The organism is Colwellia sp. PAMC 21821, assembly GCF_002077175.1.
GTDB lineage: Bacteria > Pseudomonadota > Gammaproteobacteria > Enterobacterales > Alteromonadaceae > Cognaticolwellia.
In genome coordinates this window covers 4,628,733-4,654,725 of record NZ_CP014943.1, presented here as the reverse complement: position 1 = coordinate 4,654,725, position 25,993 = coordinate 4,628,733, and the positions used below count along the sequence as shown (strand labels likewise).

Annotated in this window: 20 protein-coding genes, 4 tRNA genes and 1 pseudogene; 13 read left to right on the top strand and 12 right to left on the bottom strand. The window is 38.7% G+C overall.

The window, feature by feature from the left end; translation table 11 throughout:
* Positions 1-44 precede the first annotated feature (44 nt).
* From A3Q33_RS19450 to A3Q33_RS19435, 4 genes are all read left to right on the top strand, one after another.
* The gene (locus A3Q33_RS19450) at positions 45-596 is read left to right on the top strand and encodes a hypothetical protein (RefSeq protein WP_081181573.1); all 552 of its coding nucleotides are present in this window, start codon (positions 45-47) and stop codon (positions 594-596) included.
* A gap of 74 nt (positions 597-670) precedes the next feature.
* On the top strand, positions 671-1,003 hold the full coding sequence (locus tag A3Q33_RS19445) for a DUF6488 family protein (protein ID WP_081181570.1): 333 nt from the start codon (positions 671-673) through the stop codon (positions 1,001-1,003).
* 147 nt (positions 1,004-1,150) lie between these two features.
* A complete protein-coding gene (locus A3Q33_RS19440; RefSeq protein WP_155866812.1) occupies positions 1,151-1,474 on the top strand; it encodes a hypothetical protein in 324 nt (107 codons plus the stop codon).
* A gap of 451 nt (positions 1,475-1,925) precedes the next feature.
* Positions 1,926-2,252: a VF530 family protein gene (locus tag A3Q33_RS19435; RefSeq protein WP_081181565.1), complete on the top strand. Its 327-nt coding sequence runs from the start codon at positions 1,926-1,928 to the stop codon at positions 2,250-2,252.
* A gap of 423 nt (positions 2,253-2,675) precedes the next feature.
* Here A3Q33_RS19435 and A3Q33_RS19430 read toward each other — a convergent pair.
* The 4 genes and pseudogenes from A3Q33_RS19430 to A3Q33_RS19410 all read right to left on the bottom strand — a co-directional run bounded on the left by A3Q33_RS19430 (position 2,676) and on the right by A3Q33_RS19410 (position 5,706).
* Positions 2,676-2,887 (bottom strand): annotated as a pseudogene (locus A3Q33_RS19430) (DUF2789 family protein).
* Between the two features lie 99 nt (positions 2,888-2,986).
* Positions 2,987-3,580: a paraquat-inducible protein A gene (locus A3Q33_RS19425; protein WP_081181562.1), complete on the bottom strand. Its 594-nt coding sequence runs from the start codon at positions 3,578-3,580 to the stop codon at positions 2,987-2,989.
* 272 nt (positions 3,581-3,852) lie between these two features.
* Positions 3,853-4,458, bottom strand: a complete 606-nt coding sequence (yfbR, locus tag A3Q33_RS19415) for a 5'-deoxynucleotidase (protein WP_081181557.1) — start codon at positions 4,456-4,458, stop codon at positions 3,853-3,855.
* 33 nt (positions 4,459-4,491) lie between these two features.
* Positions 4,492-5,706, bottom strand: a complete 1,215-nt coding sequence (locus A3Q33_RS19410) for a pyridoxal phosphate-dependent aminotransferase (RefSeq protein ID WP_081181554.1) — start codon at positions 5,704-5,706, stop codon at positions 4,492-4,494.
* 1,142 nt (positions 5,707-6,848) lie between these two features.
* Between A3Q33_RS19410 and A3Q33_RS19405 the strand changes: the two genes are divergently transcribed.
* From A3Q33_RS19405 to tnpC, 3 genes are all read left to right on the top strand, one after another.
* On the top strand, positions 6,849-7,160 hold the full coding sequence (locus tag A3Q33_RS19405; RefSeq protein WP_081177983.1) for a hypothetical protein: 312 nt from the start codon (positions 6,849-6,851) through the stop codon (positions 7,158-7,160).
* Positions 7,157-7,507, top strand: coding sequence for an IS66 family insertion sequence element accessory protein TnpB (gene tnpB / locus A3Q33_RS19400; protein WP_081177981.1), 351 nt, complete (start codon positions 7,157-7,159; stop codon positions 7,505-7,507). The genes A3Q33_RS19405 and tnpB overlap by 4 nt, the downstream gene beginning before the upstream one ends.
* Before the next feature lie 86 nt (positions 7,508-7,593).
* Positions 7,594-9,108 (top strand): IS66 family transposase, encoded by a 1,515-nt coding sequence (tnpC, locus tag A3Q33_RS19395; protein WP_081177979.1) that lies wholly within the window; start codon positions 7,594-7,596, stop codon positions 9,106-9,108.
* A gap of 445 nt (positions 9,109-9,553) precedes the next feature.
* Here the strand turns inward: tnpC and A3Q33_RS19390 are convergent, their stop codons facing one another.
* Positions 9,554-11,263, bottom strand: a complete 1,710-nt coding sequence (locus A3Q33_RS19390) for a proline--tRNA ligase (RefSeq protein ID WP_081181551.1) — start codon at positions 11,261-11,263, stop codon at positions 9,554-9,556.
* Positions 11,264-11,719: 456 nt separating this feature from the next.
* Here A3Q33_RS19390 and A3Q33_RS19385 point away from each other — a divergent pair, with 456 nt between their 5' ends.
* Positions 11,720-14,626 carry a TonB-dependent receptor plug domain-containing protein gene (locus tag A3Q33_RS19385; RefSeq protein WP_081181549.1) on the top strand — a complete coding sequence of 969 codons (2,907 nt, stop codon included), beginning with the start codon at positions 11,720-11,722 and terminating at the stop codon, positions 14,624-14,626.
* Positions 14,627-15,241: 615 nt separating this feature from the next.
* Positions 15,242-16,480 carry an IS4 family transposase gene (locus A3Q33_RS19380; RefSeq protein ID WP_231295619.1) on the top strand — a complete coding sequence of 413 codons (1,239 nt, stop codon included), beginning with the start codon at positions 15,242-15,244 and terminating at the stop codon, positions 16,478-16,480.
* Between the two features lie 400 nt (positions 16,481-16,880).
* On the opposite strand, the gene A3Q33_RS19375 is transcribed toward A3Q33_RS19380, so the two are convergent.
* The 6 genes from A3Q33_RS19375 to A3Q33_RS19350 all read right to left on the bottom strand — a co-directional run bounded on the left by A3Q33_RS19375 (position 16,881) and on the right by A3Q33_RS19350 (position 19,993).
* Positions 16,881-17,276 (bottom strand): RNA-binding S4 domain-containing protein, encoded by a 396-nt coding sequence (locus tag A3Q33_RS19375; protein ID WP_081181545.1) that lies wholly within the window; start codon positions 17,274-17,276, stop codon positions 16,881-16,883.
* Between the two features lie 226 nt (positions 17,277-17,502).
* A complete protein-coding gene (locus A3Q33_RS19370; RefSeq protein WP_081181542.1) occupies positions 17,503-18,966 on the bottom strand; it encodes a sulfatase family protein in 1,464 nt (487 codons plus the stop codon).
* 508 nt (positions 18,967-19,474) lie between these two features.
* Positions 19,475-19,550, bottom strand: a tRNA-Val gene (locus A3Q33_RS19365).
* Positions 19,551-19,582: 32 nt separating this feature from the next.
* A tRNA-Val gene (locus A3Q33_RS19360) sits at positions 19,583-19,658 on the bottom strand.
* A gap of 39 nt (positions 19,659-19,697) precedes the next feature.
* Positions 19,698-19,773 (bottom strand) — tRNA-Val (locus A3Q33_RS19355).
* A 144-nt stretch (positions 19,774-19,917) separates the two neighbouring features.
* Positions 19,918-19,993: transfer RNA gene (locus A3Q33_RS19350), tRNA-Val, on the bottom strand.
* Between the two features lie 279 nt (positions 19,994-20,272).
* Between A3Q33_RS19350 and gltX the strand changes: the two genes are divergently transcribed.
* Positions 20,273-21,685 carry a glutamate--tRNA ligase gene (gene gltX, locus A3Q33_RS19345; RefSeq protein ID WP_081181540.1) on the top strand — a complete coding sequence of 471 codons (1,413 nt, stop codon included), beginning with the start codon at positions 20,273-20,275 and terminating at the stop codon, positions 21,683-21,685.
* 664 nt (positions 21,686-22,349) lie between these two features.
* On the opposite strand, the gene fabA is transcribed toward gltX, so the two are convergent.
* The gene (gene fabA / locus A3Q33_RS19340) at positions 22,350-22,865 is read right to left on the bottom strand and encodes a bifunctional 3-hydroxydecanoyl-ACP dehydratase/trans-2-decenoyl-ACP isomerase (RefSeq protein WP_081153845.1); all 516 of its coding nucleotides are present in this window, start codon (positions 22,863-22,865) and stop codon (positions 22,350-22,352) included.
* Between the two features lie 176 nt (positions 22,866-23,041).
* Between fabA and A3Q33_RS19335 the strand changes: the two genes are divergently transcribed.
* The 3 genes from A3Q33_RS19335 to uvrC all read left to right on the top strand — a co-directional run bounded on the left by A3Q33_RS19335 (position 23,042) and on the right by uvrC (position 25,936).
* Positions 23,042-23,296 carry an anticodon-binding domain-containing protein gene (locus A3Q33_RS19335; RefSeq protein WP_172820659.1) on the top strand — a complete coding sequence of 85 codons (255 nt, stop codon included), beginning with the start codon at positions 23,042-23,044 and terminating at the stop codon, positions 23,294-23,296.
* A 139-nt stretch (positions 23,297-23,435) separates the two neighbouring features.
* Positions 23,436-24,080 carry a UvrY/SirA/GacA family response regulator transcription factor gene (gene uvrY, locus A3Q33_RS19330; protein ID WP_081181537.1) on the top strand — a complete coding sequence of 215 codons (645 nt, stop codon included), beginning with the start codon at positions 23,436-23,438 and terminating at the stop codon, positions 24,078-24,080.
* Between the two features lie 92 nt (positions 24,081-24,172).
* Entirely contained in the window at positions 24,173-25,936 is a 1,764-nt protein-coding gene (gene uvrC, locus A3Q33_RS19325) for an excinuclease ABC subunit UvrC (RefSeq protein WP_231295873.1), read from the top strand.
* The last annotated feature ends 57 nt before the right edge of the window (positions 25,937-25,993 follow it).

Sequence of the window (25,993 nt, the reverse complement as noted above, 5' to 3'; positions counted from 1 at the left end):
CTTTAATTTTTACTCAGTAATTAACTATTTTAAGAGATATAACAATGCAAAACAAAGCGCCACAAGCAATTACACTGTCAAATACAACACTAATAAAATACACCTTATTTAGTGTGATTTTCGCAGCCATCATACTCACCGCCGTGATATTACCCGCTGAATATAATATCGACCCGACAGGTGTCGGACATAAACTTGGCTTAACTGTTTTCAACAAAGTTAAGTCAGAAACTGATCTTGTGCCAACGTCACAAAAAGGCACTGAAAAATTAAAAAATTCGTCAGAAGTAATTGAAGTCATTGTGCCAGCAGGGCGCGGTGTAGAGTACAAATTTATTATGGAGCAGTATCAAAAATTAACCTACGAATGGATAACTGATGGAGCTCCCTTGTACTTTGATTTACATGGCGAACCTAAGGGTGACAAAAGCGGTTATTTTGAAAGCTATACCATAGCGACCTTAACCGAAGTTAAAGGCAGTTTTACTGCACCTTTTGCTGGCTCGCACGGTTGGTATTGGAAAAACATAACCGATGCGCCAGTAACCGTACAATTAATTGTCAAAGGTGAATATTTAACACACGGCCTTAAATAAACGCCACAAAAGCCAGTTTATATCGCAATCAAATAACTTAAAAAATTAATTTCTTTAATACTTTGGAGTTCAAAATGAAAAAACTCATTATTACATTATTTATAACTTTTTTATTTCATACAAGTGCAGCGTTCGCGCATAGCGACCATGGAAAAATAAGCCCTAATGTCGCTATAAATATAGCGATAAAAACTACACAACAATTAACCTTTAAAGATTTTGGTTTTAACGTGGGTAAATTGAATGAAAATTGGATGAACTTATCGATTGATGATTACAGCTTATATGCTACAGAAGCTAACCGCTATATTGTCAGCGCATCGAATAAGGTAAATAAAGAAAGCATTTATTTTTTTATGTCGTTGTCTGGTGAAATACTTCAAGTAAATTCTGAAGCGAAATTTTAAGTAAAATAAGGGGAGTAGCACTCCCCAATATACCTATTTATAAATCACAACGCTATTTAGCATCATAGAGAAAATATAATTATGAATTACCTATTTCCCTTTCTAATGAGTATTTCAATTGTAATATCTGGTTGCTCAGGCGTGCCAGTGAATACGATGATTGAAAATCAAAAAAATCATCGATGGCAAATTGCTAATGTTACTGCATTTGCACAAAATGGCGTTGTTAAGGTGAGTGGCCATATGAAATATTCGCAAAGCTTCGCCGTTAGAAGAGGGCATGTTGATATAGCTGTATTCACCACGAAAGGTGAATTAATATTTAATACTACAGCAACAGTTCGGCGTAGAGTGATGCGTAAAGACGGTAGTTACTTCACTGCTGATCTACCGGAAAAAATTTCGAAAAATGCTTTAATTAAAGTGTCATTTCATAACGATAATGATCATCGTAATCATGAGGCTATTTAGGCGTTTTCGTTTGAGGCGATGTCGTTATTTGATTAATACCAGTTTAGACATGACACCTAGGCTTAAAAGTAGCAAAAAATAAAACATATAGGATACTTATTGATTTCGATATCTAGTAACAAAAAACATGATACTCAGCTTTACAGTAGGTTAATAAAACATGCGGTATTATGCATTCTAGCTAATCGATTTATTGCCCGCTTTAGATCAACTAAGCCAGAACGCAATGTTGGAATAACTGCCAAGGTTAATAGCCTCTATGTCAGCTTTGGTGTCGAAGAGGCTAGTCAGGGAGATGTTCAATTCTGTTTGGAGTGTATGACTCCTGTGTACTCGCTGAGACATTAACTTTCCAATAAATTTCTTCGTGCACTTTTACCTGAGTTAAACGCATAAGTCTGTCAATGTTTAGGAAACTTGTTACAATGCTATTTTTGAATTTAGGTAGACTATGAATAATAGTAATGATCCGCTACACGGTGTGAAACTTGAACAGATTTTAACCGAACTAGAGAAAAAAGTTGGTTGGGATAAGATGGGTGAGTTACTTAATATTCGTTGTTTCACCAATAAGCCTCGTCTTAAATCAAGTTTGAAATTTCTGCGCACAACTCCTTGGGCACGCAGTAGAGTTGAAATTTTATACCTAAAAACATTTTGTAGTAAGCACAAAGAAACGGGGAAATTAATCAGGAGCATACTCGCCCAGAATGCAGCAGTAGAAAAAACTGCCACCAAGCCCACTGCCTTTGTTTGGCCAACACCGAAAAGCAAATAGACTTATGCCACACTGAAGTCATTAGTATTTGAAAATTTATACTGAAAGTTTTTGTATGCTTTAGACTACAGGGGACATGACTTAACAATTAAAACCCTTAGCAGCTTCCCGATAGCTGATGTTCCCCATAGATAAAAGTTTTAAGCTTTTGATGATGATTTTTTGCCAATAAATCGTTCAGCCACAATGTAAACTTAGTCTCCATTGCCATCAGTCGCGAAGTTGCAATGGGATGACTTTAAAACCTATGGTGATGATAAATGATTAGAGACTTAACATTGAAGCACTGGCTATACCGGAGGGGATTAATGATAAGTCAAATGTTGAGCATATCTTATTTAACTGTGTTTGGCTCTTCTCGGGTAATACAGTGTCCCTCTGTACTTCGATGGTGAAATATTTTGTTGTGTTTTTGTCAGTGAATTACACTCTTAACTGCGTGTCTAAGCTATCAACCACTTCACTCCAATCTGAATCCAGCTCTATAGCTTTTATTAAGAATTGCTTTTGAGACGTGCTCCAAAAATCAGCGTCAGCAAGCTGCTCTTTTCAGGAATACCGCGGTGTAAGGCAATAGAAATTTCAATTTTCTCATCACTATTTTTAATGCCTAACTGGGCGAATAAATTTGTCATATTATGATTTGGATGGTCATAAAATACTTCTTTTACTAGACGTTTAAGTATAGCGATTATCTACAAACTTATGTGCACTATTCAACAGTGTTCATCTAGTTATGGCTCAACCGAAGATGGTGTTGATACTAATTTAGTTCTTGTGCTACTGCTGCTAATAGCGGTACCTAATAACGATAACAGGCAATAGCCCGTGAAGTAAAAAAAGCCAGGGCCTAAAGCTGATAAGGTTTCGCTGCTCACAATAAAGTCTAACTTAAAGCCAAATATTGCCATTTGTTGTTGAGTGGCTGTTTCTGCGTGGTTGGTCGATAGCACGGCAAGAAAAATAGCCACAACAAAAACGTCGGCCATTGACCATTTACCAATTTTGCTAATCACGTTATAAACGATGACTTCTAATCGGGTGTGTTTTTTAATGTAAGCGAGAGTCAGTAAAATAAATTTCACCACGGGAATACACACCGAAAAAGCAAAAATTAATAGCGCTACTAATAGGCGTTCATCTTGCCAAAGCTCTTGTATTGTTTGCAATAAAGACAAGTTTTTATCGATTAAAGTATTGGTTATTTTTGCGCCACTCACATTGGCGGTCATGGCCATGTTTAGTGAAAACATAGGTAATAAAATACCCGGAATAAATAAGCCCATAGCAACAAGGTTGAAGAAAAATCCTACATGTTTCTTAATCATAATGTGATTACGTTTTCCAAGCACAATTAAATAAATTGCGACTAGTTATTGTGATAGCTTTATTGTTAATTGTGCACAAAGCCATGCTGACAGCTTTATTGTTAATTGTGCACAAAGCCATGCTGACAGCTTTATTGTTAATTGTGCACAAAGCCATGCTGATAGCTTTATTGTTAATTGTGCACAAAGCCATGCTGACAGCTTTATTGTTAATTGTGCTCAAAGCCATGCTGATAGTTATATTTTCTGCAATTATTGCCAGTTATACAAGGCTACTTTTTTGTTTGCACCTCGGTGAGTTTATCAACCGTTGCGGAACATGACTTTAGAAAAACCGACATAAAGTATTCCACTTCCGGCATTTGCAGTTTAAGTGTCGCTAGTTTTAATTCTAAACGCTCTTTTACATGGTCAAACTCATGGTTTTGATGGTTTAATTCGTCAAGCGCTTTAATATAAGCCACTAAAATATCAGCCGCTTTAACAATTTTTTTGTATTGCTCGTCAACATTGTCTTGCACAATTATATCGGAAAACATCGCTTGAAATTCTTCAGGTAAAGACTCAAGACATTGTTTTTCAGCTATATATTCAATCTTTTTAAACTCACGAGCAATCTCAGGATTAGCATACTTCGTTGGGCTAACTATATCGCCAAACCGAGTTTCGCTTGCCTCATGATAAAGCGCGATTGTAGCGACTTTATCGGCATTAATGTCGCCATTAAATTTCTCATTTTTAATCACCGCTAATAAATGCGCAACAATGGCAACTTGGTGAGAATGCTCGGCAACATTTTCTGGCTTAACGCAAAACATTAAAGCCCAGCGTTTAATTAGCGGCATTCTGAACATCCATGCGAGAAAAGTACTTTGCATTATTCGACCTTAATATGAGTTGTTTTTACAAATTTATTGACGGTAAGTGCTGAAAAAATTTGCTAGCTTTTCTAGGGCCGGCTTCATTTCATCTACATGAGGTAAAAACACTAAGCGGAAATAATTTTTTTGCTTAATATTAAATGCTCGTCCATGCACTAACAGTATTTTTTCTTGCTTAAGTAAATCTAAAATCATTTTCTCATCATCGCTGATGTTAAACTTTTCCAAATCAACCTTAACAAAGAGGTACAAAGCACCCATGGCAGGGTTACAAGAAAGACCATCAATGTTGTTGATCATTTTATGCGCCAAATTTCGCTGCTTAAGCAAGCGTCCATCTTCATGAATCAATTCGTTAATACTTTGGTACCCGCCAAGAGCCGTTTGAATAGCATGTTGGCAAGGTACGTTGGCACACAAGCGCATTGAAGACAAAATATTCAAGCCTTCTAAATAATCTTCAGCATGTATTTTAGGGCCCGATATCACCATCCAACCAGCACGAAAGCCAGCAATACGATAGTTTTTAGACAAACCACCCATGGTGATGATCAAAACATCGTTGGCTAGTCTCGCGGTAGGAATATGTTTTGCTTGGTCATAAAGAATTTTATCGTATATTTCATCACTAAATATGATCAAGTCATTTTTACGCGCTAATGCGATAATACCTTGCAGTATTTCTTCACTATAAACCGCGCCCGTTGGGTTATTCGGATTGATCAAAACAATGGCTTTTGTCTTCGGTGTTATCTTACTTTCCATATCTTTTAAATCTGGAAACCATTGGTTCTCTTCATCACAATGATAATGCACCGGCTCACCGCCAGATAAAGCAACAGCTGCAGTCCATAAAGGATAATCAGGTGCTGGGATCAACACCTCATCGCCATTATTTAACAAACCTTGCATGGCAATAACAATAAGCTCGCTAACACCGTTACCAATGTAAATATCGTCAACACTGACATCTAAAATGCCATTTTGTTGAAAATACTGCATTACCGCGACCCGTGCAGGGTAAATACCTTTTGACTCACAATAACCTTGGGCCGTGGGTAAATTATGAATAACATCTTTTAAAATATCGTCAGGTGCTTCAAAGCCAAATGGCGCAGGGTTGCCAATATTAAGCTTTAAAATTTTGTGCCCCTCATCTTCCAAACGTTTGGCTTCTGCGGCAACTTGTCCGCGAATTTCATAGCAAACATTTTTTAATTTTGAAGATTTGTTGATAGTTTTCATAATGGCAGTCTTATAAATGATAAAAAGTTAATTAACGTTAGCGTAATCGTAATCGTTAATAAGAAACAGAAAATGAAGATAAACTTAAAGCTAAAGTCATTGAATGCACGTATTGGATAAAAATTTCTTATACCAATTTGATTAATTAAGCGTTCTACTTTTTCATGCGGAAAAATGGATAATGACAAGGCATAAAATGTAGTCAGTAGTTAGGCTACTGATAAATTTTATAACGCTGTTGTTATTCATGTTAACCAATAAAAATGAGCAGCTAATTAATCAACTTGCTAATTCATCCATTGTTGCGAATATTGTCTAACTTTGAAACAGTTAGTTGCAAGTTTTTTATAGCAAATGGTGATTATTTACCACATCTTGTTATTAGGCGTGATTTTTCAGCAGCAATTACGATAAAAATAGCTTTAATTTCCGCAAGCAAGATGAATACCCAACGCTAAATAAGCACCTGTCAGTCCTCTGTAGGTTGGACTTCAGTCCATCAAGTTAAATGAAATTTAACCGCTTAAAACGTTTTAGCCATACATACCTAGCGAAAACATACCGCTGACGATGTGTAGGGATAAATTAGGTTCATTAGCCTACATAGCGGTTGACGGACTAAAGTCCGACCTACAAAAAAACAAGCGCCACACACTGCATAAGCACCCGTAAGTCCTCTGTAGGTTGGACTTTAGTCCATCAAGTTAAATGAAATTTAACCGCTTAAAACGTTTTAGCCATACATACTTAGCGAAAACATACCGCTGACGATGTGTAGGGATAAATTAGGTTCATTAGCCGCATAGCGGTTGACGGACTGAAGTCCGACCTACAAAAAAACAAGCGCCACACACTGCATAAGCGCCGGTAAGTCCTCTGTAGGTTGGACTTTAGTCCATCAAGTTAAATGAAATTTAACCGCTTAAAACGTTTTAGCCATAAATACCTAGCGAAAACATACCGCTGACGATGTGTAGGGATAAATTAGGTTCATTAGCCTACATAGCGGTTGACGGACTAAAGTCCGACCTACAAAAAAACAAGCACCACACACTGCATAAGCGTGAGCGTCTGCCCAATAGCACATTATATTTAGTCGCTTTTCACCTTACAGTTGTTTCAATTTAATTTTGGAGTAACTTATGACACACAAAGTATTTAATGATTGCCAGTACCCCGTTGATAAAACAAACACCTTTGGTTTAGCTAAACCGCCATGTAATCGCTTGACTTACTTACATCAGGCATCCCTTTGTACGCACAGCGAAATGGACCTCACACAACGTGATGAAGGCAGCGTCATCCAAGGCCACATTATTTCCCTTCACACGATACAGCTGATAAATCAGCTCATGCAAAACATAAAACTCATCATGCCACTTGCTGATTTACCGCTACTTTGTAGTACATCACAGGCCATTATGGATAAGTTACTTAGCGGGTTATCCCAATGAAAATGTTTGTTGATGTGCCAGAGGTCTATCTTTATCGTAACGTCGTTGATTTTAGAAAATCTATCAATGGCTTAGTCATGATTGTTGAACAACAAATGCAAGTATCACCGCTAACCGGCAGCGTCTTTGTGTTTTGCAATAAAGGGCGAGATAAACTTAAGGTGTTGTATTGGGATAAAACCGGTTTTGCTTTGTGGTATAAACGGCTTGAAAAAGACAAGTTTAAATGGCCCAATAAACTTACTTCAACATCACTTGATTTATCTGAGCAGCAATTGCATTGGCTGTTTAACGGCTTTGATGTGCTGGGACATCAAGCTATTCGTTATGACACGGTTGCCTTATAACATGTGATCATAAGCAGCATTTATTGATCACGAAATAATCTTAATAAAGCCAACAAGTTAGTGTGATTTATTGATAAAATAAGTCCATGAATGATGACGCGCAATCCTTACCCAATAACATTGAACAGCTCAAAGCGATGCTGTTGGCTGAGCGTAAGCAATCAGCTAACCAGGCCGCGAGATTGCAGTTTCTGGAGGAGCAGTTCCGCCTTGCTCAACAGCAACGCTTTGGTGTGCGAAGTGAAGGTCATCCTGCACAAGGTGATTTGTTTAATGAAGTCGAAGTCGTCCTTGATGAGGTTTTAGCAACGGTTGAGTCAACCCCTGCAGTTGTTAAGAAAAAACCGGTGAGACAAAAGCTCCCTAAAACGCTTGAGCGTGAAATTATAATTCATGATTTAAGCGACACAGAAAAGACCTGTGACTGCTGTGGTGAGTCATTGCATCCTATGGGTGAATCGCGCAGTGAGAAGCTTGAGTTTATTCCGGCAAAAGTTAAAGTGATTGAGCATGTACGACTCAAATACAGTTGTCGAACATGTGAAAAAGAAGGTGTTAGCACGCACGTTAAAAGTGCACGTGTCCCTCTCAGCCCAATACCTAAAGGGTTTGCAACGCCGTCATTGTTAAGTCAAATCATCACCAGTAAATATCAATATGCATTGCCGCTTTATCGCCAAGAAAGCTTGTTTAAGCAATACGGTATTGCATTAAGCCGGCAGACGATGAGCGAGTGGATGATGAAATGCAGCGAACTATTTAAGCCGCTTTATGAACAGTTAAAGAAAACGCTCTTACAGCAATATGTTATTCAAGCGGATGAAACCACGCTTAACGTGATTAATGAAGATAAAGCTAAGTGCTATATGTGGCTCTACTGCACGGGCAGTGATACGCCTGTGCACAGTGATGTGCCTAATATTGTGCTTTTTGATTATCAATCTAGTCGTGCGGGGCAATGTCCGGTTGATTATCTCAATGGATATACGGGCTATTTGCAAGTGGATGGCTATGCGGGTTATGAAAAAACGCAAGCAACCCTCGCGGGGTGTTGGGCACACGCGCGTCGAAAATTTAAAGAAGCAGACATCGCACAACCAAAAGGAAAAACAGGTAAGGCGAATATGGCGCTGAGCCATATTCAAAAGCTGTATCGATTAGAAACACAAATAAAAGATAAAACGGCGCAGGAAAAGTATCAACAGCGCCAGGAAAAAGCTAAGCCTATACTCGTACAGTTTTATCAATGGTTAGAAAAAGCCAACGTGCCACCCAAAACAGCCTTAGGTAAGGCTATTCAATACTGTAAAAATCAACGCCATAAACTCAGTCGTTATATTGAAAATGGTGAGCTAAGTATCGACAATAACCGTGCAGAGCGTGCCGTGAAACCGTTTGTGATTGGTCGAAAAAACTGGTTATTCTCAAACACCGCGAATGGCGCAAACACCAGTGCGATGCTTTACTCGATGATAGAAACAGCAAAAGCGAATGATTTAGTCCCGTTTGATTATCTCATGCATTGCCTTGAGCAATTAACCAACTCAACACTCGACATTAACGCATTATTACCTTGGAACGTAAAACTTAATAAAGTGTAGAGAAAGTTTGTGGGGGAAAACAGAGGAAATCATCCATGATCAACACTCCCTGTTTTATTCGTCCTTGTAGTGGCTCCATGCCACCGCACTTCATCCTGAAGTATCCATAACCCAGCATCCTGCTTGGTGTTGTTGCCAACACCAACAATACTAGAAGAATATAAATATAATGCAAACCTGAGTACGATTTAAATTCAAGGTGTTCATTAGCCGACGCTCACGCATAAGCACCTGTCAGCACGTAACTTAATGGCTGTTAATAACTTTAATAACTGTTAACAACACAAAAAAAAACGGCTTTGCAGTGCTGCAAAGCCGTTTTTATTTTTATTACTTTATTTACGGGTAAATTATCTAACTAAACGTTTAGCTTAACTCTTTAACTTAACTCAATATCTTAAATTAACGAGCTCAGTTTAACGCGCTAAGTTATATAACCAAATAATTAAGCGAATAAAGACATAACATCGCTGATGGCTAGCATCGATTTTTCACCGGTAATGCGGTTCTTCACTTCAATTTCTTGGTTGTCTAGGTTGCGCTCACCAATAACAAGCAATAATGGTGTGCCCATTAATTCATGATCAGCAAACATCACGCCAGGGCGCTCTTTGCGATCATCAAAAATGACTTCAATGCCAGCGGTTTGCAGTTGTTCGTATAACGCTTCTGCTGTTTCTTTAACACGAGCAGACTTTGCCATGTTCATTGGCACAACCGCTACTTGATAAGGGGCTATTGCTGCAGGCCATTTAATACCGTATTTATCGTGATTCTGCTCAATCGCTGCAGCAACAATACGAGAAACACCAATACCGTAACAACCCATAGTCAAAATTTGGTTTTTACCGGCTTCTGTTAATACGCCACAGTTCATGGTTTGCGCATATTTTTCACCTAATTGGAAAATATGGCCCACTTCAATACCGCGTTTAATTTCAATGTTACCTTGACCACAAGGGCTAGGATCACCTGCAACCACATTACGTAAATCTGCAACGCTATAGTTTTGAGCATCACGATCCCAGTTAACGCCAGTTAAATGCAGGTCATTTTTGTTAGCACCACAAACAAAGTCTGCTAAATGCGCAGCGCTGCGGTCAACAATTACATCAATGTTTAAACCAACCGGGCCAATTGAACCCGCGTTACAACCAGCGGCAGCTAAAATTTGCTCTTCAGTCGCAAAAGTTAACGGTGAGGCTATTTGTGCTAAGTTTTCAGCTTTAACTTCGTTTAACTGGTGATCGCCGCGTAATACTAACGCAACAATAGGTGCTTCGTTTTCTTTAGTCGCTCTACCTAACACCAATAATGTTTTAACTGTGCTTGTTGCATCAACAGATAAAAACTTCGCTAAATCTTCTATTGTGCGTACTTTAGGTGTGGCAACTTCAGCTAAGGTTTGAGTTGCAGCAGGGCGTTCACCGCTTGGTGCTAAAGCTTCTGCTTTTTCAACATTGGCTGCAAAGTCAGAACCATCACTAAACGCAATATCGTCTTCGCCAGAATCAGCTAACACATGAAACTCATGCGAAGCCTCACCACCAATAGAGCCAGTATCAGCAATAACAGGGCGGTAATCTAGGCCTAAACGGTCAAAAATACGACAGTAAGCATCAAACATTGCTTGATAGGTTTTCTTCAAACACGCTTCGCCCAAATGGAAAGAGTAAGCATCTTTCATTAAAAACTCACGGCCACGCATGACGCCGAAACGAGGACGAATTTCATCACGGAATTTTGTTTGAATTTGAAACAGGTTTAATGGCAGTTGCTTGTAACTGTTAATTTCATTGGCAACCAGTTTGGTGATCACTTCTTCATGCGTAGGGCCTAAAACAAAAGCACGGTCATGACGATCTTTTAAACGTAATAACTCAGGACCGTAATCTTCCCAACGTCCTGACTCTTCCCATAAATCGGCTGGTTGAACCATTGGCATTAACACTTCTAATGCGCCGGCTCGTTCCATTTCTTCACGAACAATATTTTCAACTTTACGTAGTACTTTTAAACCTGTCGGTAACCAAGTATATAAACCTGACGCGACATTACGCACTAAACCAGCACGTAACATTAATTGATGACTGATAACTTCAGCGCTAGCAGGGGTTTCTTTCAAGGTTGAAAGTAAATATTGGCTTGTACGCATTGAGAAAAAATTCCATTAGTAAGCGAGCATAAAATATGGCGCTTATTCTAGCAGGGCAGTTTCAGCCACAAAAGGTTTAAATTGCCCAATAGCTAAATATTATTGAAAACCGCATAAATAAATTAACATTACTTTAACTAATTGGGCCAAATAATCTTTCTTATGGTCTAGAAATTAAGCCAGTATAAATTTTATTTTTGTTTAATAAATGAACAATTAGCTTGTTGTGTGATAGACAAAATCTGGATTGATATCTTTACATTATATTTTGCATATATGTTACAAGCTTGTTAAATAGTGTTTCAAAATTGTAAAGTTCAATGTTAGTATCAACAAGAATCTCAATGCTAGCTATCAGTTTTAAGCTGATTTCTATTAATATTTTTTGTGATTTATTTAAAAACACTAAAACACTAAAAAATTTCAAGATACATTTTATAAAAACGAGAGAGAATCATGAGAGAATTTACAAAAATTAAAAAAGCTATTTCTCTAGCTATTTTTGGCAGCGTAATTGCTATGCCTGCTGTAGCTTTCGAAGAGCAAGTAACCAGCCTAGAAACCAGCGAAGTAGAACGCATTGCAGTGACAGGTTCACGTATTGCTCGTACCGAACTTTCACAACCAACGCCAGTTATCGTACTTGACGCTAAAGATATTGCTAAGTTTGGCTCACCAGACTTAGGTAGCATTTTAAGTGAATTACCGGCTATTGGTTCTACAGACACGTTGATTGGTAACAATAATAGTAATGCTGCAGCAGGTACAAGTTCTGCAGATTTACGTCGTTTAGGCTCAGCTAGAACACTCGTGTTAATCGATGGAAAACGCCATGTAGCTGGGACGCCAGGAGAATCAACGGTTGATTTATCAACTATTCCTGCCGCACTTATTCAACGCGTTGAAATTATCACTGGTGGTGCTTCTGCTATTTACGGTTCAGACGCGGTTTCAGGTGTAATTAACGTTATCTTGAAAAAAGACTTTGAAGGTTTTACTGCAAACTTAACGGGTACTAAGTCTACTGAAGGTGTAAATGAGCGTAACCATACATTTAACATTTTAGCTGGTACAGACTTTGCTGATGGTAAAGGTAACTTAACATTCTTTACCGGTATTGAACGTACGGGTGAAGTAATGTCTGCAGATATTCGCCAATTTGAAGGTTGGGGAACAGTAGCAAATCCAGACGACACCGGTGAAGATGACGGTATTCCAGATCGTTTGAGAAAACGAAATGTATCATCAGAAATGATCCATGCAAATGGTGTTATTAACCCATTTGGCGGCGCTGCCGGTCGTTACGTTTTTGACGCTGCAGGTAAACCTATTGTTCAAACCGAACGTGAATTAACGAACAGTTTTGCTTTTGGTAACTTCCCTGACGGTTGTCAGTACTGTTTCAATGGCGAAGATTACGAAAACTATTCACCAGGTGTTAAGAAAATTAACGTAGGTTCAACATTAAGCTATGACCTTACTGATAACATCACATTCACCAGTGATTTTAAATATGTTCGTTCAGACGTAGTACAACAATTCCAACCGTCTTTTAGATTCGGTAGCATTGCTATTGATGTAGAAGAAAATGCATTTTTAGATGCCGGTTTACGTCAAACATTATTAGACGCGGGCCAAACTAACGTAGGTATGGCTAAGTTTTTCGATGAGCTTGGTAACCGATCTGCGGCTAACCGTCGTGACTTATTCAGATACACTGCCGGTTTAGAAGGTCAGTTCTCAGTAAGCGACACAGCTATGGATTGGGAATTGTATTACGTTAACGGTGAAACAACTAACGAGCGTAAAACACTTAATGACTTAATACCTGACAACTTTGTTGCCGCGGTTGACTCAGTAATTGACCCGGATACAGGCGCAGCAGCATGTCGTAGCCAAGTGCCAAGTGCCCAAGGTGATGATTACGAAGATCCAGCTTCTGTAAATGGTAATAACTGTGTTGCTTATAACCCATTTGGTCAAAACTCTTCGCAAGAAGCGCGTGACTATGTATCAGCAGATGTAACACGTGAAGATACTATCAAACAAGAATTTGTTGGTGGTGTAATCTCGTTTGATACAGCAGAATTTTTAGAGTTACAAGGTGGCGGTATCGGTTTTGCTGCTGGTTTTGAATACCGTGAAGAGTCTTCAGAGTCAATTACAGACGAATTTACTAAGCGTGGCTTCTTAACCAGTGCTGCTTCACCTGATGCATACGGTGAATACGACGTTTCTGAATTCTTCGTAGAAGTAAGCTTACCATTACTTGCTAATATGGACTTCGCACACGAATTAACTATTGATGCTGCATTCCGTACAGCTGACTACTCTCATGCGGGTAAAGCAGAAGCATGGAAAGTTGGTTTAATGTATGCACCGTTCGAAGATTTACGTATTCGCGGTACTATTGGTGAAGCCGTACGTGCGCCAAACATTGCAGAAGCCTTTGATCCAGTTTCTCCAGGTTTTGCACGTGTAAGCGATCCATGTGACGCAGATAACATTTCAGACGATCCAGATCGCGCTGGTAACTGTGCTGCTTTAGGCATTCCTGCTGACTTCCAAGCAAACGATAACGTATCTGTAGATTTACTTTCAGGCGGTAACCCTGATTTACAATCTGAAGATTCAGAGTCTATGACGGCTGGTTTTGTTTGGACACCTTCGTTTATTGAGAACTTCTCAGTAACGGTTGATTATTATGACATTGAAATTACTGATGCGATTACATTTGTTGCAGCACAAAATGTTGCTGATAACTGTGTAGATGCAACAGGTAGTCCAGACCAAGGTTTCTGTAGTCAAATTGACCGTAACCCAACAACTAACGATATTGAACTTGTTCGTTCTGGTTACTTAAATGCTGCAGCGTTAAATACTAAAGGTGTTGAAGCTGTATTTAGATACAAAACAGACCTAAGTGCTTTTGACCTTGCTGGTGAGTTAAAAACTAACCTAATGGTAAGTAAATTACTTGAACTAGAACAATTTGAATTCCAAGACCGTCCAGACGAAATAAACGTTCAAGATGGCGAAGTAGGTGACCCAGGTTTACAACTTCGTTTCGGTTTAGATTACCAAATTGATGACCTAGTAGTAAGTTGGTCAACACGTTTTATCGAACGTAGCTTTACGCTAGATATCTCTCCAACAGGCGACACAGCAGAAGATACATCTCCTGCCTATATTGGTTCTGTAACAACACATGACGTATCATTTAATTACCTAGTAAATGACAATGTTTCAGTAAGTGCTGGTATCAGAAACTTAACAGACAAATTAGCACCAGGTTACACAGCTAACGCGATTTACGACCTAGTAGGCCGTAGAGCATTCGCAGGCGTAAACGTAACGTTCTAATGTCTTAAAAAACTAAATTGGCGTGTAGTTAGCTAATTGATAATAAAAGCGATAATACTGCGGTATTATCGCTTTTTTTTATCCAAAATATATTCATGCAATGAATAGCGATAACAAACCCATTTTTAGCTCATTCCAAGAGGCCAATCGAATAAGGTAGGATTGTAGTGGCATAGTGGTAAATAACGAGCAGTGATTTCTGTAGAATGAACACAACACAATGAAAGCGCCGAGTGATAGCAGCTAAAAAAGTGCAAAAGAGCAAAGCAAGCCCCTTATCAACGAATTTCACTAATTTAACGAATTAAAGATCTTTAATCCCTAATTAGAAAAATTAGGAAAATTAGGAAAATTAGAAAAATTAGGAAAATTAGAAAAATTAGCGTAATTCGCTGACAATCCTTAAAAAAACAACCAAAAAGCAAAAACACGACAAAGGTAATTATACCACCGAGGCACCGAGGGACTTCGTCCTGCACCGAGAAGAGCAGAAACATTAGGGTAAGATCTTACCGTAAAATATATAAAGTGGGGTCAGATACTGACCTATCCCCACAAATAAACGATAAGAATCAATAAAATAATTTAAAAAGCAGGGAACATTCATGACGTTTAGTGATCAGATCTATCGCCAAACAAATACAACCAGGAAACGCCATGAATGTCCGCTCTATTTTGAAGAAAACAATTACGCTTGTCACCCCTAAAATGCACGCCCGTCGCAGAACTTCATTAATAAGTTCAGTTGATAGCTTATTAAATGGTGCCTCAGCCACGGTGACTAACCTTGGTAGAGGAATAAATTCTAAAGCAAAAGAAAAGCACCGGATAAAACGCGCTGATAGATTGTTATCTAACACCAATTTACAAAATGAGTCCTTTTCTATTTACCAAGAACTCGCCAAATACACGGTTGGCAAAGCCAAGCGGCCGATTATCTTAGTCGATTGGTCCGATTTAGATGAGTATAAAGGCCATTTCTTACTGCGCGCTACTTTAGCGTCACATGGAAGAGGTATATGTGTTTATGAAGAAGTGCACGACATTAGCACTAAAGAAAAACCCCAAACGCACATTAAATTTTTGAGCCATTTAGCAAAGGTTATCGATAAAGACTGCTGCCCTATTATTGTCAGTGATGCAGGATTTAAAACACCTTGGTTTCGATCGGTATCAGCTAGGGGCTGGGATTATGTAGGAAGAGCACGTTTGCCGAACTTCTATAGTTTAGATGATTCAAATTGGCAGAGCATTACCCATTTTTACAAACGGGCAACCACCTGTCCGACGTCTTATTCTGGGACCATTGCCAGAAGCAATCCTTTGAAATGTCGATTAGTACTTTATAAGCAGAAAAAGAAAGGAAGAAAAGATATGAATCAACTAGGTGCACCGAGGAAATCAAAAACCTCAAAGACTTATAGAAAGTCAGGAAACGACCCATGGCTATTGGCTACATCGTTGCCACAGGGGAAACAATTAGCAAAACGAGTCATGAAAATTTATCGTTTACGTATGCAAATTGAAGAAGGATTTCGAGATATGAAAAGTCATCAATTCGGGCAAGGATTTGAGTACAATAAAACAACTAAAACGAGTAGATTATCCATACTCATTCTATTATCAAGCATTGCGCACTGGTTATTAATGGCGATAGGATTAGCGACAAAAAATGAGAATAAACATAGGCAATACCAAGCTAACAGCTTGAAGAGTGACACAATACTATCGCTGCATTTTATTGGACTGCGCGTTGTTGCGGACAGGTATGCAAAGTTAACGATAAAGACGTTTTTAAAAGCGGTCAGGCAGCTCCACTTATTTGGTGGAGCTTATATCATTGAGAGACTCTGATATTTTGTGGGGATCGCTCAGTATCTGACCCTACTTTATTCTTATCAGCGAATTTAACGAATTAAACATCTTTAATCCCTAATTCGGAAAATTAGCGTAATTCGCTGACAATCCTTAAAAAACAACCTAAAAGCAAAAACACGACAAAGATATTTCACCACCGAGGCACCGAGGGACTTCGTCCTGCACCGAGAAGAGCAGAAAATATTAGGGTAAGGTCTTACAATAAAGTCCCTAGTCACTAATCTTTCCTCGGTGTAGCGCGCAGCGCCTCGGTGCCTCGGTGGTAGAGTCTTTTAGTCTTTAATCTCTTACAACAAAGAGAACTCAGTGGTAGAGTCTTTAATCTTTTAATCCCTTACAGACAAAGAGATCTCAGTGATAAAATATAAAGTCGTATTTAAAAAGAGATAGGTTTTCGCTTTGAGCGGGGAGCATCATTTACTTGAACAGCTTGTGGCTGGTTATCGGTTTTGGTTTTTTTATTCTTAGTTTTCTTAAACGCATTCTGCTTTTTAAGGGTGTTTTCAGTTTGTTTTTTCGTAGTTACAGGCAAATCTTCTTTATCAAGTTTCACTACATTAACCTGAATAACTTCACCATTAAATTCCACAATATCATCATGGTAGACTTTTTTACGTTTTTGAAATTCAACTTCGTTATTTAATAGCACATAACCTTCGCTGATCACTATTTTAGCTTCGCCACCGCCGCTAACCATATTGGCAATTTTTAAAAGTTTACAAAGTTCGATAGGTTGTATTGAAACATCAATATTATTAATAATGTCAGTCATGGTGATCTTTAAAAATTTAAATAAAAAAGGATTATAACTGAGTTCATTAGCGCTGTCGTGTGTGCTGAATACATTAGTACTGTACTGGCTATTTTAATTACCAACCCGCTCAATATTTGGCTTTACTAAGCATACTCTGACACCGTATTAAGTCGATATCAGAGTCTCGTTCTAAGCAATTAAACTACGCCTTAGAAGCTATGAGTAAGGCACATTATAATTAAAGCTATTGCCATAAAGATTGATTCATCAGGTTTTCACTATTGAAATTAGGTCTCGGCTGTTGCCAAATATTTTTACCTGAATGAGCAGGGTCGCTATATTTTTCGAAGAACGCTTCCAGCTCAGCTGTCATCTTCAATTGAATTGCTTTACGAGGGGGCTCAGTTATAAATCGCTCTTTCATGGGATGCGTTAAATCGTACCAATGATCAATAACACTAGCGTCTTTTTTGTAATAACGTACCAGTTTCCATTGGCCATCGGTGATCATACGCGCATTGCCGCGTTCAATTATTTGGTAGCGCTTCCAATTACTCACACGCTCTGCTTTTAACAACGCTTTAATTGAGCGTCCCGGGCCTGCTTGTTTGGTGAAAGTATTGTCACCTGCCAAATCTAAAATTGTATTATGCAAATCTAATAAATCAACAAATTCACCACGGGTTTGTTTGCCTTGGATAATAGATTCTGGTCCGTAAACAATAAAAGGTATACGTATGGTTTCTTCATAAAAATTATACGGGAATGAAGCATTAGTTTTACCATATAAGCCGTATTGACCCATTAATAATCCATGATCAGATACAAAAGCAATAACGGTATTTTTTAGTAAATCGCGTCCCTCTAAAGCATCCATAATATGACCAAGTTGTTCGTCGATAAGGCTAATTGCTGCTAAGTATTGTGCCAGGGCTTCAGGATGGTTTTTGGGTACTGATGAATAATTACTGCCAAGCATAAGGTCAGAATTACCACCGTCGCGGATCATCTCAAGCGCAATTGGGCGGTAATGACTCACAAGCCGCTCTGGAAGATCTTCAAAAGGAGCGTGGGGTTCAACGTAATTTAAGTTAATAAAAAAGGGTTTGTTATTTTCTTGGTCGATAAAGTTAATCGCTTCAGCGGTTAAAAACCTTGCTTGTACCCCGGTATATTCAACAGGTTTACCGTTTTGTGAAAAAGAAACATTGCCACGGTGTTGGTATTGGTTTTTCCAACCTACTTTTAACGCATCGTAACTTAGCCAGTGATCAAAGCCTGCGACGGGCTTTGGGCTAGCTTCATTAGCATGCCACTTACCAAATAATGCTGTTCGATAGCCATTCTCCTGTAACCTTTCACCAAGAAACTTTTCTCCGACCAACCATTTATTGTCGTAACCTTTACCTTCAGATAAAAAGTCGTAAACACCATGTTGTGAGGGCATTTTTCCGGTATGAAAACTAGCTCTAGCGGCAGAACAAACAGGGGCTGGCGTCATAGCATTGTCGAATATCACCCCTTGTTCGGCTAAATAATCTAAATTAGGCGTTTTCATGCGTTTGTCGTATGCACCTAACGCCCACTGACCATGATCATCAGTCATAATGACAATAATGTTTGGTTTTTGAGTTGCTGGCTTTTGTTCGGTTGCATAACTTAAGTTGATGATTAATAAGAAGCCCAAAGAAAATAAATGTTTAAACACGCGAAAATCCTATTTAGGTCGAATTAGCACAAAACTAGCATTTATTAGGTTTTAGGTACAATGTTAGTTAAACCTTGTAGCTTTAATTGTAATAAAAAATTTAGTTTTTTATGAATCATATACAAACAGTAATGATTGGATTGAATTTTTTAATAAGATTGATGAATGGTGCTGGGTTTAAATGAGTGATTCGGCGCGGGTAAAAGAGCAGAAAGTGCTTTAACTATTTTTGTTTTAGTGGTTTTTTTATATAAATAAAAGTGGTGGACGATACTATGCTTGAACCAGTGATTCGGCGCGGGTGATAAAGAGTAGAAGGTGCTCTAACTTTTTTAGATATTAGATATTAGGATATTTAGATGTTTAGATATTTGTAAAATAAAAGTGGTGGACGATACTGGGCTTGAAATAGTGATTCGGCGCGGGTGATAAAGATTAGAAGGTGCTTTAACTTTTTTAGATATTAGATGTTAGGATATTTAGGTATTTAGTATTTGTAAAATAAAAGTGGTGGACGATACTGGGCTTGAACCAGTGACCCCCGCCTTGTAAGGGCGGTGCTCTCCCAACTGAGCTAATCGTCCATTTTATTTTAGACTTCTTTATGGCAAAGAAGTGGTGGACGATACTGGGCTTGAACCAGTGACCCCCGCCTTGTAAGGGCGGTGCTCTCCCAACTGAGCTAATCGTCCGATCTACTAAACTTATTAAATAGTACTTTTTATATAAAGTGGTGGACGATACTGGGCTTGAACCAGTGACCCCCGCCTTGTAAGGGCGGTGCTCTCCCAACTGAGCTAATCGTCCGATCTTTAATAAACTTTATTTCCAGAGAAGTATGGTGGTCGATACTGGGCTTTAACCAGTGATTCGGCGCGGGTGATAAAGAGTAGAAGGTGTTGACCTTATTTCTTTCCCAACGCTAAATTATCTACCTCACTTCAAACGAAGTGGTGGACGATACTGGGCTTGAACCAGTGACCCCCGCCTTGTAAGGGCGGTGCTCTCCCAACTGAGCTAATCGTCCTTCTCTGTGGGGGCGTATTATAGGGAGATCGAAAAAGCTGTCAACCTAAAGTCAGTAATTTTTTATATTTTTTTTAACTATTTAGCTTGAATGCTTTAAATTTCGGCAGACTGATGGTTTTGTGTGCTTTATTTTTGTTTATCATTACCGATAGCTAATAAATTTAACATGCTAAAAGGTGTATTTACTTCGCTTGCCTGATAAAATGCCGCAACTTTTTTAATTACCTTTGTTTAATTTATTCATTTAAACAAATAGATATATTTCATTGAGACTTTTATGACTTTAACAACTCGATTTGCTCCTAGCCCAACGGGATACTTACATGTTGGTGGTGCTCGTACTGCTTTATATAGCTGGCTCTATGCGCAAAAAAATGGCGGTGACTTTATTCTTAGAATTGAAGACACTGATATAGAGCGTTCAACACAAGCTTCTGTTGACGCCATTATGGACGGCATGAATTGGTTAGATTTACCTTGGACTCATGGGCCTTACTTTCAAACTCAACGTTTTGATCGCTATAAAGAAGTTATTGAGCAGCTTCTTGCTTCTGGCAATGCTTATCGTTGTTATAGCACCGCTGAAGAAGTAGATGCTATGCGTGAGGAAGCTAAAGCGAAGGGTGAAATTGAGAAGTATAATGGTTTATGGCGTGAACGTACTGACTACCCAGAAGATAAGCCTTATGCTATTCGTTTTAAAAATCCGTTAGACGGCGACGTTGTTATTAAAGACATGGTTAAAGGTGACATTACGATTAGTAATGAGCAACTTGATGATTTAATTATTGCGCGTTCAGACGGTACCCCAACTTATAACTTAACGGTTGTTGTTGATGATTGGGATATGAAAGTTACCCATGTTGTGCGTGGTGATGACCATATTAGTAACACACCAAAACAAATTAATATCTTAATCGCCTTAGGTGCAACTGTACCTGAATATGCTCATATTCCTATGATATTAGGTGATGACGGCAAGCGTTTATCTAAACGTCATGGCGCGGTTGGTGTAATGCAATATCGTGATGACGGCTACTTACCAGAAGCGCTACTTAATTATTTAGTGCGTTTAGGTTGGTCACATGGCGATAAAGAAATTTTCTCTCGCGAAGAGATGATTGAATTATTTGACCTTAAAGATTGTAACCGTGCAGCTTCAGGTTTTAATACTGATAAACTTATTTGGGTTAATCAGCATTACATGAAAACATTAGATCCGGCTTATGTTGCTACTCATCTTGAATGGCACATGAAAGAGCAGGGCATTAATGTTGAAAATGGCCCTGCACTTGAAGAAATAGTTAAAATACAGGCAGATCGTGTTAAAACGTTAAAAGAAATGGCACAAATTAGTCGCTACTTTTACGAAGATTTCACTGAACTTGAAGCCGGTGCTGTTAAAAAACACTTACGCCCAGTAGTTAAAGCGCCATTGTTGTTGGTAAAAGAGAAGTTAGCCGCGTTAACTGATTGGTCAGCAGCACCGATACATGCCGCGATTAATGATACGGCGACTGAACTTGAAGTAGGTATGGGTAAAGTCGGTATGCCTTTACGTGTTGCTGCAACTGGTGGTGGTAATTCGCCTTCATTAGATATTACTTTAGCGTTGTTAGACCAACAAAAAGTATTGGCTAGAATTGATCAAGCGATTGCTGTTGTAGATGAGCGCATTGCTAATAGTTAATTCATAGCATTACGATGTTGTGAACAAAGAATAAATCAAAGCCAGCGTAACTGCTGGCTTTTTTCGTTTTTGGGCTTCTATCACTGAGGCAATGTGCGCTTAAGGCTTCACCGATAAGGGCTAAAACAATACAGGGTGAAATTTAAACATATTTATTCACAGGGAGAAGTGAATGAGGAAAGAATGAGAGAAATATAAAAATTTGTCAGCTAATTTATCGAATTAAAGATTTTTAGTTAATTAGGGCAATTGGTTGATTATGGTTTTTTCTTGTCATTTTTCGGTGTAGGACGAAGTCCCTCTGTGCCTCGGTGGTGAAATATCTTTATGTTTTTTAGGGATTGTCAGCGAATTACGCGAATTACCCTAATTAGAGATAAAGATGTTTAATTCGTTAAATTAGTGAAATTCGTTGATAAGGGGTTTTCTTTGCACTTTTTTAGCTGCTTTCACTCGGTGGTGAAATACCCTTTTAGTGCTTTTGGGTGGAGGGTTGGTATAAAGATTAAAAGACTTTTAGTCATATTAGAGACACAAAAGCCAGCTTGAATGCTGGCTTTTTATTTTATGGTGTCGTTATTTTTGTAGGTCGGTATTTATGCCGTCATTTTGACGGGCTGAAGCCCGACCTACATTATTGGTTACACACCTTAAACAATAATAATTAGAACTTAGTGGTATCGGTAAATAAACCCACTTTTAAATCTTTTGCTGTGTAAATTACACGGCCGTCTACAGATACGGTGCCGTCAGCAATACCCATAAATAATTTACGTTTAATTACGCGCTTTAACGTAATTTTATAAGTTACTTTTTTAGCTGTTGGTAAAATTTGGCCAGTGAATTTAACTTCTCCTACACCTAAAGCACGTCCGTGACCTGGGCCGCCTGACCATGCTAGGAAGAAGCCTGTTAATTGCCACATAGCGTCTAAGCCTAAACAACCTGGCATTACCGGGTCACCTTTGAAATGACAATCGAAAAACCAAAGGTCAGGGGTTATGTCTAGTTCAGCAATAATTTCGCCTTTACCATGCTCACCGCCATCGTCTGTGATGCTAACAATTCTATCCATCATTAACATATTGTCAGAGGGTAATTGACTATTACCGGGGCCAAACATTTCACCAGTACCAGCTTTTACTAGGTCTTCTTTCGAGAACGAATTTTGTTGTTCCATGTGATCACTTAGATTTATTAATAATTTCAAAGACGTTACTTTAGCGAACACTTGTACGCTAAACAACTCCGAACAGTTAAATAATTCAATATTTTACTTAACAATTGCGGTTAAATTTGACAGAATTGGTTATGCGTAACCGATGGTGTTTTAAACTTAAACTAGGTAAGTTATTGATGAATATTAAAAAGAAAGCGTTAACTAATGCTGAGAAACAAAAACGTTATCGTGAACGACAAAAAGATCGTGGTAAGAAAGAAATGCGTGGTTATCTCTCTCCTGAAGCACAAAAATGCTACGAATTGATTGCCGATCAAACAAAATGGAATGACAGTATTATTTTAAGTAATGCGGTTCGATTGACTTATGCGGCGTATAAAAATGGTCAAATTGGCTTATTAAATAACTGGCTGAATAAAAATGACCTATAATTAGTGCGTTCAATTAGCTTGGTTGAGTTGACTAAATTTTTGAAAAAGCTGAATTTAGATTGTGTTAAAGCCGCAATCGCTATATTATTTTGTCTTAACTCCGCTACTTTTTATAAAGTATTCATAAGGTAATCCTACGTTGATAAATGTTTTGTTAGTTGATGACCATGAGTTGGTTCGTACTGGAATACGAAAAATACTGGACGAAGTAAAAGGACTTAAGGTAATTGGCGAAGCCAAGACAGGCGAGGAAGCCGTGCAGTTTTGTCGTAAAATTGAGCCTAATGTTGTTCTGATGGATATGAACATGCCAGGTATTGGTGGCTTAGAAGCGACGAAAAAAATTATACGTTATGCACCCGATGTAAAAGTTATTGTGTTAACGGTATATTGCGAGGACCCAATTCCGACAAAAGTTATGCAAATTGGCGCCGCAGGTTATCTGACTAAAGGGGCTGGCCCTGATGAGATGATTAATGCGATTCGAGCTGTTAACAGTGGCCAACGCTACATAACACCAGAAATTGCCCAGCAAATGGCGTTAAGCCAATTTAAATCGCCAGATGAAAATCCTTTCAGTAGTTTGTCTGAACGCGAACTACAAATTATGTTGATGATCACTCGGGGCGAAAAAGTACCTAATATTTCTGAGCAATTGGTACTGAGCACAAAAACGATTAACAGTTACCGTTACCGTATGTTTGAAAAGCTTAATGTGGGTAATGATGTTGAGTTAACGCATTTAGCTATTCGTCATGGTATGTTGAAAACTGAAGTTTTTTAGCCTTGTCTGAGAAAATCTTATCAAATGATGAAACTTTATTTGATCATAAAGCCTTTTTAGCCGCCGTTTCCGAACAAGCCGGGGTTTATCGTATGTACGATATAACCCAAACGGTGATTTATGTTGGTAAGGCTAAACATCTCAAAAAACGTCTGGCGAGTTATTTTCGCAAAGATGTTGGTAGTAATAAAACTCGCGCTCTTGTTAAACAAATATCTGCTATAGACGTTACCGTTACCCATACGGAAGGTGAAGCGCTGATCCTTGAAAACAATTATATTAAGAAGTACCAACCGAAATATAATATTTTACTGCGTGATGATAAATCTTACCCGTACTTATTGATCACCGATCATAAACATCCAAAATTAGGCTTACACCGTGGCGGTAAAAAGGTTAAAGGCGATTACTTTGGCCCATACCCGACTGTAGGTGCTGTTTGGGAGAGCTTGCGCCTTATGCAAAAGCTTTTTCCACTAAGACAGTGTGAAGACAGTTATTACCGAGCCAGAAGTCGCCCCTGTTTGCAGCATCAACTCGGCCGATGTTCTGCACCTTGTGTTGATAAAATATCGCCAAGTGATTATCAAAAGCAAGTTCAGCTAGCTAAGTTGTTTCTTAAAGGTAAAAGCAACAAAGTGATTGAGCATTTGGTTGAGAACATGGAGCACGCCAGTAAAACCTTAAACTTTGAGCATGCGGCAAAGTATAGAGACCAAATAGCTACCTTGCGAAAAGTGCAGCAGCAGCAATTTGTCAGTGGCTCGGCTGCAGAAATGGATGTAATAGGGTTGCATCGTCATAAATCTCAAGCTTGTATCCATTTATTATTTGTTCGAGAGCATAAAATATTAGGCAGTAAAAGTTATTTTCCGACGGTGCCGGTAGATACCAGTGATGCGGAAATAATTGCGGCTTTTATTAGCCAACACTATATTGGTAATGATTTGAATTTAGGCGCTATCCCAAAAGAAATTATTATTCCTGAGGCGATTGAAAGTCAGCAAGAGATTGTTAAGGTTATTAGTGAGCAAGCAGAGCATGATGTAAAGATGTCGCATAATGTGCGCACTGAGCGTGCACAGTATCTTAAATTAGCTTGTACGAATGCGGCGACCGCTTTAATGACGCGGAACTCTCATAAAGAGTCAATGCAGGCGAGATTTGTAGCGTTAAATGAAGTGTTTGAATTAACCAATGGTATATCACGTATTGAATGTTTTGATATTAGCCACACTATGGGACAACAAACGGTGGCGTCAAATGTAGTGTTTGACCAAGAAGGGCCATTAAAAAGCGATTATCGACGTTATAACGTGCATGGTATTACCCCTGGCGATGATTATGCCGCTATGGCGTTTGCTTTAGATAAACGTTATAGCAAAGTGACCAGTGAAGAAAAAATGCCTGACATTATTTTTATTGATGGTGGTAAAGGGCAGTTAGCCAAGGCTGAAGATTTTTTTGCGGGCATTGATCAAGTAAAAACACCGTTATTGGTTGGTGTGGCTAAAGGTGAGTCGAGAAAGCCTGGGCTTGAAACATTAATTTTAGCGGGTAGTCATCAATTAATATCGTTGCCTGCCACCTCACCGGCTTTACATTTAGTACAGCATATACGCGATGAGTCTCATCGATTTGCGATAACAGGGCACAGAGCAAAACGACAAAAGGCCAGTAAAAAGTCAACATTAGAGAGCATTCCAGGAATAGGGGCTAAGAAAAGGCAAGCACTTTTACAGTATTTGGGTGGCTTACAAGAAGTTTTAAAGGCCGATAGAGCAACGTTGGAAAAAGTGCCTGGTGTGAGTAAAGTGTTGGCGGAAAATATTTATGACGCCTTGCATGACAATTAGTCTTCAATCTGTGTAAAATGTCTATATTGCCCATTGACGTATTTATTCATTCAATGA